The organism is Neisseria sp. Ec49-e6-T10, assembly GCF_051132615.1.
Taxonomy (GTDB): domain Bacteria; phylum Pseudomonadota; class Gammaproteobacteria; order Burkholderiales; family Neisseriaceae.
Map to the genome: position 1 here is coordinate 1,846,216 of NZ_CP152375.1, position 10,078 is coordinate 1,856,293.

1 protein-coding gene, 2 tRNA genes and 3 rRNA genes are annotated in these 10,078 nt (G+C 44.4%); all 6 read left to right on the forward strand.

Annotation, left to right across the window (positions count from 1 at the left end; translation table 11 throughout):
- Positions 1-32 precede the first annotated feature (32 nt).
- The 6 genes from rpoC to rrf all read left to right on the forward strand — a co-directional run bounded on the left by rpoC (position 33) and on the right by rrf (position 9,828).
- The gene (gene rpoC / locus AADH04_RS09540) at positions 33-4,226 is read left to right on the forward strand and encodes a DNA-directed RNA polymerase subunit beta' (protein WP_434777054.1); all 4,194 of its coding nucleotides are present in this window, start codon (positions 33-35) and stop codon (positions 4,224-4,226) included.
- 395 nt (positions 4,227-4,621) lie between these two features.
- Positions 4,622-6,161: ribosomal RNA gene (locus AADH04_RS09545) — 16S ribosomal RNA — on the forward strand.
- Positions 6,162-6,230: 69 nt separating this feature from the next.
- Positions 6,231-6,307: transfer RNA gene (locus tag AADH04_RS09550), tRNA-Ile, on the forward strand.
- Between the two features lie 17 nt (positions 6,308-6,324).
- Positions 6,325-6,400, forward strand: a tRNA-Ala gene (locus tag AADH04_RS09555).
- Positions 6,401-6,699: 299 nt separating this feature from the next.
- Positions 6,700-9,591, forward strand: a 23S ribosomal RNA gene (locus AADH04_RS09560).
- Between the two features lie 124 nt (positions 9,592-9,715).
- Positions 9,716-9,828, forward strand: a 5S ribosomal RNA gene (gene rrf, locus AADH04_RS09565).
- Together the 16S, 23S and 5S rRNA genes with 2 tRNA genes alongside form the textbook arrangement of a ribosomal RNA operon.
- Positions 9,829-10,078 lie beyond the last annotated feature (250 nt).

Here is a 10,078-nt window from a genome sequence, read left to right on the forward strand (position 1 = left end):
TGAATTGACTGCCTCCTAAAACGGAGTAACCCATGAAAGCATTACTGGATTTATTCAAACAACCACAAAACCTTGGGGCAGATGATGAGTTTGATGCAATTAAAATTGGCATTGCCTCACCTGATACTGTTCGTTCTTGGTCATATGGTGAAGTAAAAAAACCAGAAACAATTAATTATCGAACTTTTAAACCAGAACGCGATGGTTTGTTCTGTGCCAAAATTTTTGGCCCAATTAAAGACTACGAATGTTTATGTGGGAAATATAAACGTTTAAAATATAAAGGTGTCACTTGTGAGAAATGTGGGGTAGAGGTTACTTTATCAAAAGTGCGCCGTGAACGCATGGGGCATATTGAGTTAGCAACACCTGTTGCCCATATTTGGTTTTTAAAATCTCTTCCTTCTCGTTTGGGCATGGTGTTAGACATGACTTTACGTGATATTGAACGAGTATTGTATTTTGAAGCATTTGTTGTTACTGAACCAGGGATGACAACTTTGCAACCTCGTCAGCTTTTAACGGAAGAAGATTACTATACTAAGTTAGAAGAGCATGGCGAAGAGTTCGATGCTTTTATGGGGGCAGAAGGTATACGTGAATTATTGCGTAAACTTGATATTCCACAAGAAATTAATATTTTACGTCAAGAACTAGAATCTACAAATTCAGACACAAAAATTAAAAAAATTGCAAAACGTCTAAAAGTGTTAGAAGCATTTGAGCGTTCTGGTATGAAACCAGAATGGATGATTATGGACGTTTTGCCTGTTTTACCTCCAGATTTACGTCCATTGGTACCATTGGATGGTGGGCGTTTTGCGACATCAGATCTAAATGATTTATACCGTAGAGTGATCAATCGTAATAATCGATTAAAACGTTTATTGGAATTGCGTGCACCAGATATTATTGTTCGTAATGAAAAACGTATGTTGCAAGAAGCGGTAGATTCGTTACTGGATAATGGTCGTCGTGGTAAAGCAATGACTGGTGCAAATAAGCGTCCGTTAAAATCCTTAGCCGATATGATTAAAGGTAAAGGTGGGCGTTTCCGTCAAAATCTATTAGGTAAACGTGTAGATTATTCTGGTCGTTCAGTGATTACAGTTGGACCTTACCTACGTTTGCATCAGTGTGGTTTGCCTAAAAAAATGGCTTTGGAGTTATTTAAACCATTCATTTTCCATAAATTGGAAGTGCGTGGCTTATCTTCCACCATTAAAGCAGCTAAAAAGTTAGTAGAGCAAGAAGTACCTGAAGTTTGGGATATTTTAGAAGAAGTAATTCGTGAACATCCCGTACTGTTAAATAGGGCACCTACTTTGCACCGTTTGGGTATTCAAGCTTTTGAACCCATTTTGATTGAAGGCAAAGCCATCCAGTTACATCCGTTGGTTTGTGCCGCATTTAATGCCGACTTTGACGGCGACCAAATGGCTGTTCATGTTCCTTTAAGCTTAGAAGCACAAATGGAAGCGCGCACATTAATGCTTGCTTCTAATAATGTGTTGTCTCCTGCTAATGGAGAACCAATTATTGTTCCTTCACAAGACATTGTGTTAGGTTTGTATTACATGACTCGTGAAAAAGTCAATGGCCGTGGTGAAGGCATGCTCTTTACTGATGTTAAGGAAGTGCATCGTGCATATCAAACACGTCAGGTAGACTTAGAAACAAAAATCACTGTTCGTATTAAAGAATGGCGGTTAGATGAACAAGGTGAATTTGCACCAGTTATTAACCGTTATAATACAACTGTAGGTAGAGCAATAATTTCAGAAATTTTACCAAAGGGATTGCCTTTTGAATATGTTAATAAAGCATTGAAGAAAAAAGAAATTTCTCGATTGATTAATGCTTCTTTCCGCTTGTGTGGTATTAAAGAAACCGTTATTTTTGCAGATCAATTAATGTATACTGGGTTTGCATATTCAACACGTGGTGGTATTTCGATTTGTGTGGATGATATGCAGGTTCCAGCACAAAAGGCACCATTATTGGCAGAAGCTCACAATGAAGTGAAAGAAATCGAAGAGCAGTATCGTCAAGGTCTGGTTACTCAAGGTGAACGATATAATAAAGTGGTCGATATTTGGGGTCGGACAGGCGACAAGATTGCTAAAGCAATGATGGATGAGCTTTCTACAGAAAAGACCATTGACAAAGAAGGTAAAGAAGTTGATCAGGAATCTTTTAACTCTATTTACATGATGGCCGACTCTGGCGCACGTGGTTCTGTTGCTCAAATTAAACAGCTAGCGGGTATGCGTGGTTTGATGGCAAAACCAGATGGTTCCATTATCGAAACTCCGATTACATCAAATTTCCGTGAAGGCTTGACAGTATTACAGTACTTTATTTCGACTCATGGTGCGCGTAAAGGTTTGGCCGATACGGCATTAAAAACAGCAAACTCAGGTTACCTGACTCGCCGTTTGGTTGATGTGACACAAGACTTAGTAGTTGTTGAGGATGATTGTGGAACAGATGATGGCTTCATTATGAAGGCTGTTGTACAAGGCGGTGATGTTATTGAACCTTTGCGTGATCGTATTTTAGGTCGTGTAACGGCTGTTGATGTGGTTGATCCAAGCTCACATGAAACGCTAATTGAAGCGGGTACACCACTTGACGAAGCAATGGTTGATTTAATTGATAGTTCTGGTGTTGATGAAGTGAAAGTTCGTACACCAATTACTTGTCAAACACGTTATGGTTTATGTGCAACTTGTTATGGACGTGACTTAGCTAGAGGTCAAAGAGTGAACTCTGGTGAGGCTGTGGGCGTGATTGCTGCCCAATCAATTGGGGAACCTGGTACACAGTTAACCATGCGTACCTTCCATATTGGTGGTGCAGCGTCTCGTTCAGCTGCGGCAAGTCAAGTAGAAGCAAAATCAAACGGAACAGTACGTTTTTCTAGCCAAATGCGTTATGTAACAAATAACAAAGGTCAATTAATTGTTATTGGTCGTTCATGTGAAGTTGTTATCCATGATGATATGGGGCGTGAGCGTGAGCGTCATAAAGTCCCTTATGGTGCTAGCTTAATGGTGCAAGATGGGATGACAATTAAAGCAGGCCAAATCTTAGCAACATGGGATCCTCATACTCGACCAATGATTACTGAGTATGCAGGACGTATACGCTTTGAAAATGTAGAAGAAGGTGTGACTGTTGCAAAACAAACAGATGATGAAACGGGTTTATCAACATTAGTTGTTATTGATTCAAAACATCGTTCTAGCAGTCAGTCAAAATTACTTCGTCCAAATATTAAACTGATTGATGATACAGGTAATGAAGTAAAAGTAAGTGGTACAGATACTGTTGTATCAATGGCTTTCCCAACAGGTGCAATTATTACCATCAGGGATGGTCAAGATGTTGGTAAAGGTGATGTGTTAGCACGTATTCCTCAGGAAAGTACAAAAACTCGTGATATTACTGGTGGTTTACCACGAGTTGCAGAACTGTTTGAAGCGCGTACCCCTAAAGATGCTGGTATGTTGGCTGAAATAACAGGTACCGTATCTTTTGGTAAAGACACTAAGGGTAAACAACGTTTAATTATCACCGATCCAGATGGCTTAGCCAGTGAAACCTTAATATCTAAAGAAAAGAATATTTTGGTGCATGATGGTCAAGTTGTGAATCGTGGTGAGATGATTGTTGATGGCGCAGTAGACCCACATGATATTTTACGTTTACAAGGTATCGAAGCATTAACACGATATATTGTTCAAGAAGTACAGGAAGTTTATCGTTTACAAGGTGTACGTATTAGTGATAAGCATATTGAGGTGATTGTTAGACAAATGCTGCGTCGTGTAAATATCGTAGACTCAGGTGATACCAGCTTTATCACAGGGGAGCAAGTGGAAAGAGCAGAGGTAATGATAGCAAATGAAAAAATGCTTAAAGAAGGCAAACAACCTGCTCGATTTGATAATGTCCTCCTAGGTATTACTAAGGCTTCTTTATCTACGGATTCCTTTATTTCTGCTGCTTCTTTCCAAGAAACTACCCGTGTGTTAACAGAAGCTGCTGTAATGGGTAAACGTGATGATTTACGTGGTTTGAAAGAAAATGTGATTGTCGGTCGCTTAATTCCAGCGGGTACTGGATTAACGTATCATCGTAATAGAGCAGCGCAACAAGATAATACATTGGAAGCAATGATAGAAGGCGGGCAAGAAGTTAGTCATGAAGTGAATGATTAATTGATGCTTTAATAAAATCATAGCGAGTAAAATGGTTGCTGAATTAACTCAGCAACCATTTTTGTTTTTATAGACTGCTGTTTTGCTTTTATTTTAGATAGAATAGGTTACTCAAAGGCTTTTGATGATTATTTTAAAATAAAATCCTATGTTAAACATGTGGTTATTGTAATTTTTCAAAAACAGGGGGTGTATAGTGTTGACAGGTTGTAGTTGTGTCTGTATAGTTCGCTTTCTTCGCTGCTGATGCAGCTGCTCTTTAAAAGATTAGACAACCGAAAAGTGTGAGTGCTGTAATGCCTCACACTGCGAAATTAAATTTGTATACAAGGACATTAGTCCTGTTGAAGAATTTGAGAAAAAGCAGACCAGAAATTTAGTAATAGCAAGAGATTAAACATAAGAGTTTGATCCTGGCTCAGATTGAACGCTGGCGGCATGCTTTACACATGCAAGTCGAACGGTAACAGAGGAGCTTGCTCCTGCTGACGAGTGGCGAACGGGTGAGTAATGCATCGGAACGTACCGAGTAATGGGGGATAACTTATCGAAAGGTGAGCTAATACCGCATACGATCTTAGGATGAAAGTGGGGGACCTTTGGGCCTCACGTTATTCGAGCGGCCGATGTCTGATTAGCTAGTTGGTAGGGTAAAGGCTTACCAAGGCGACGATCAGTAGCGGGTCTGAGAGGATGATCCGCCACACTGGGACTGAGACACGGCCCAGACTCCTACGGGAGGCAGCAGTGGGGAATTTTGGACAATGGGGGAAACCCTGATCCAGCCATGCCGCGTGTCTGAAGAAGGCCTTCGGGTTGTAAAGGACTTTTGTTTGGGAGGAAAACTCACTGGTTAATACCTAGTGAGGCTGACAGTACCAAAAGAATAAGCACCGGCTAACTACGTGCCAGCAGCCGCGGTAATACGTAGGGTGCAAGCGTTAATCGGAATTACTGGGCGTAAAGCGAGCGCAGGCGGTTTGTTAAGCCAGATGTGAAATCCCCGGGCTCAACCTGGGAACTGCGTTTGGAACTGGCAAGCTAGAGTGTGTTAGAGGGGGGTAGAATTCCACGTGTAGCAGTGAAATGCGTAGAGATGTGGAGGAATACCGATGGCGAAGGCAGCCCCCTGGGATAACACTGACGCTCATGCTCGAAAGCGTGGGTAGCAAACAGGATTAGATACCCTGGTAGTCCACGCCCTAAACGATGACAATTAGCTGTTGGGAGATTAAAAGCTCTTAGTGGCGTAGCTAACGCGTGAAATTGTCCGCCTGGGGAGTACGGTCGCAAGATTAAAACTCAAAGGAATTGACGGGGACCCGCACAAGCGGTGGATGATGTGGATTAATTCGATGCAACGCGAAGAACCTTACCTAGCCTTGACATGTACGGAACCCTGATGAAAGTTAGGGGTGCTCGAAAGAGAGCCGTAACACAGGTGCTGCATGGCTGTCGTCAGCTCGTGTCGTGAGATGTTGGGTTAAGTCCCGCAACGAGCGCAACCCTTGTCATTAGTTGCCATCATTTAGTTGGGCACTCTAATGAGACTGCCGGTGACAAACCGGAGGAAGGTGGGGATGACGTCAAGTCCTCATGGCCCTTATGGCTAGGGCTTCACACGTCATACAATGGTCGGTACAGAGGGTAGCCAAGCCGCGAGGTGGAGCCAATCTCAGAAAGCCGATCGTAGTCCGGATTGCACTCTGCAACTCGAGTGCATGAAGTCGGAATCGCTAGTAATCGCGGATCAGCATGCCGCGGTGAATACGTTCCCGGGTCTTGTACACACCGCCCGTCACACCATGGGAGTGGGGGATACCAGAAGTAGGTAGGGTAACCGTAAGGAGCCCGCTTACCACGGTATGCTTCATAACTGGGGTGAAGTCGTAACAAGGTAGCCGTAGGGGAACCTGCGGCTGGATCACCTCCTTTCTAGAGAAAGAGGTGTTGCAGTGCTCACACTTGTCGGTTGTTTAATATAGTAAAGATGCGCAAGACCTTGGGTTTGTAGCTCAGCTGGTTAGAGCACACGCTTGATAAGCGTGGGGTCGGAGGTTCAAGTCCTCCCAGACCCACCAACTGAACGATCTTAAATGGGGGTATAGCTCAGTTGGTAGAGCACCTGCTTTGCAAGCAGGGGGTCATCGGTTCGAACCCGTTTACCTCCACCACATAATCGAAAATCAAAGGATTTTTAAGAGTAAGGGAATAACTTACTTGAGAGAGTATTTTGATTTGCGATTAAAAGCGCACTGATCTTTAACAAATTAGTAAAGCCGAAATCAACAAAGCGATACAGCTTTTTTGGAGTTGATTTGAGGATTCATTCTCGAATTGACTGACTGAATAAATGTATCAAATTGGGTGATGATTGTATCGAAATACACGAAGCACGAAGACAAAAGGCGTGTGGAGTGACACAACAACGAGAATCTGTTTAAGTAAGATGTTTAGGCATTTGAAATGATAGAGTCAAGTGAATAAGTGCATCAGGTGGATGCCTTGGCGATTACAGGCGAAGAAGGACGTGTAAGCCTGCGAAAAGCGTGGGGGAGTTGGCAATAGAGCATTGATCCCGCGATGTCCGAATGGGGAAACCCACCATATTATGTATGGTATCCATGACTGAATACATAGGTCATGAGAAGCGAACCCGGAGAACTGAACCATCTAAGTACCCGGAGGAAAAGAAATCAACCGAGATTGCGTCAGTAGTGGCGAGCGAACGCGCAAGAGCCTGTACGAGATAATGACTGAGTTAGGAGAAAGATCTGGAAAGTTCTTCCATAGTGGGTGAAAGGCCCGTATCCGAAAACTGAGTGATGGTACTAAGCGTACGAGAAGTAGGGCGGGACACGTGAAATCCTGTTTGAAGATGGGGGGACCATCCTCCAAGGCTAAATACTCGTAATCGACCGATAGTGAACCAGTACCGTGAGGGAAAGGCGAAAAGAACCCCGGGAGGGGAGTGAAATAGAACCTGAAACCTGATGCATACAAACAGTGGGAGCGGACTTGATCCGTGACTGCGTACCTTTTGTATAATGGGTCAACGACTTACATTCAGTAGCAAGCTTAACCGGATAGGGGAGGCGTAGCGAAAGCGAGTCTTAATAGGGCGTCAAGTTGCTGGGTGTAGACCCGAAACCGAGTGATCTATCCATGGCCAGGTTGAAGGTGCGGTAACACGCACTGGAGGACCGAACCCACTAATGTTGCAAAATTAGGGGATGAGCTGTGGATAGGGGTGAAAGGCTAAACAAACTCGGAGATAGCTGGTTCTCCTCGAAAACTATTTAGGTAGTGCCTCACGTATCACTTCTGGGGGTAAAGCACTGTTATGGCTAGGGGGTCATTGCGACTTACCAACCCATGGCAAACTCAGAATACCAGAAAGTGCGAGCGTGGGAGACAGACAGCGGGTGCTAACGTCCGTTGTCAAGAGGGAAACAACCCAGACCGCCAGCTAAGGTCCCAAATAATCAGTTAAGTGGTAAACGAAGTGGGAAGGCCCAGACAGCCAGGATGTTGGCTTAGAAGCAGCCATCATTTAAAGAAAGCGTAATAGCTCACTGGTCGAGTCGTCCTGCGCGGAAGATGTAACGGGGCTCAAACTGATAACCGAAGCTGCGGATATGTAAGTAATTACATATGGTAGAGGAGCGTTCTGTAGGCCGTTGAAGGTGTCTTGAGAAGGATGCTGGAGGTATCAGAAGTGCGAATGTTGACATGAGTAGCGATAAAGCGGGTGAAATTCCCGCTCGCCGAAAGCCCAAGGTTTCCTACGCAACGTTCATCGGCGTAGGGTGAGTCGGCCCCTAAGGCGAGGCAGAAATGCGTAGTCGATGGGAAACGGGTTAATATTCCCGTACTTGTTATAAGTGCGATGTGGGGACGGAGAAGGTTAGGTTAGCAGACTGTTGGACGTGTCTGTTCAAGCCGGTAGGTGTGAAGGGTAGGCAAATCCGCCCTTCTATAACACCGAGAAGTGATAACGATGATCTAAGGATCAGAAGTAACTGATACCATGCTTCCAGGAAAAGCCACTAAGCTTCAGCTTATAACGAACCGTACCGCAAACCGACACAGGTGGGCAGGATGAGAATTCTAAGGCGCTCAAGAGAACTCAGGAGAAGGAACTCGGCAAATTGATACCGTAACTTCGGGAGAAGGTATGCCCCATTAGCTTGTAGGAGAACATCCGAAGGGCGAAGGGGCCGCAGAGAAAAGGTGGCTGCGACTGTTTATTAAAAACACAGCACTGTGCTAACACGAAAGTGGACGTATACGGTGTGACGCCTGCCCGGTGCTGGAAGGTTAAGTGAAGGGGTGCAAGCTCTGGATCGAAGCCCCAGTAAACGGCGGCCGTAACTATAACGGTCCTAAGGTAGCGAAATTCCTTGTCGGGTAAGTTCCGACCCGCACGAATGGCGTAACGATGGCCACACTGTCTCCTCCTGAGACTTGGCGAAGTTGAAATGGTTGTGAAGATGCAATCTCCCCGCTGCTAGACGGAAAGACCCCGTGAACCTTTACTGTAGCTTTGCATTGGACTTTGAAGTCACTTGTGTAGGATAGGTGGGAGGCTAAGAAGTCAGGACGCTAGTTCTGATGGAGCCATCCTTGAAATACCACCCTGGTGACTTTGAGGTTCTAACCCAGGTCCGTTATCCGGATCGGGGACCGTGCATGGTAGGCAGTTTGACTGGGGCGGTCTCCTCCCAAAGAGTAACGGAGGAGTTCGAAGGTTACCTAGGTACGGTCGGAAATCGTACTGATAGTGCAATGGCAAAAGGTAGCTTAACTGCGAGACCGACAAGTCGAGCAGGTGCGAAAGCAGGACATAGTGATCCGGTGGTTCTGAATGGAAGGGCCATCGCTCAACGGATAAAAGGTACTCCGGGGATAACAGGCTGATTCCGCCCAAGAGTTCATATCGACGGCGGAGTTTGGCACCTCGATGTCGGCTCATCACATCCTGGGGCTGTAGTCGGTCCCAAGGGTATGGCTGTTCGCCATTTAAAGTGGTACGTGAGCTGGGTTTAAAACGTCGTGAGACAGTTTGGTCCCTATCTGCAGTGGGCGTTGGAAGTTTGACGGGGGCTGCTCCTAGTACGAGAGGACCGGAGTGGACGAACCTCTGGTGTACCGGTTGTTTCGCCAGAAGCATAGCCGGGTAGCTAAGTTCGGAAGAGATAAGCGCTGAAAGCATCTAAGCGCGAAACTCGCCTGAAGATGAGACTTCCCTGAGGATTTAATCCTCCTAAAGAGTCGTTCGAGACCAGGACGTTGATAGGTCAGGTGTGGAAGTGCTGTAAGGCACGTAGCTAACTGATACTAATTGCTCGTGAGGCTTGACTCTATCATTTGAAGTGCTTAGGCGCGACGGATGGTTGTTGTTGAGGTATAATTATTACCTGAAAGATTTCGAAGTATGGTGTTTGAATAGAACGCCATATGGCTTTACTGATTTGTACAAGTTTATGTTTGGCGGCCACAGCGAGATGGTCCCACGCCTTCCCATCCCGAACAGGATCGTGAAACGTCTCAGCGCCGATGATAGTGTGGATACCCATGTGAAAGTAGGACACCGCCAAACTCCCCATTTAGAGCCCAGTTACACTGTAACTGGGCTCTTCTTCTTTATATTTCTATAATCTGTATTCCGTCCTTCATTTGAGCTTCTAGCTCTTCTATTGCTTAAGAATGATTATTTTTCTTATTCACTTTAATTGGTACATTTATATTCAAGGATTATATTATTAATATAATATTATTAATATTTAAACTATGTTGTATTTAAAGCTGTTTATTAATTGAAATGTAAATATTAGTTAAAATTCTGTGCT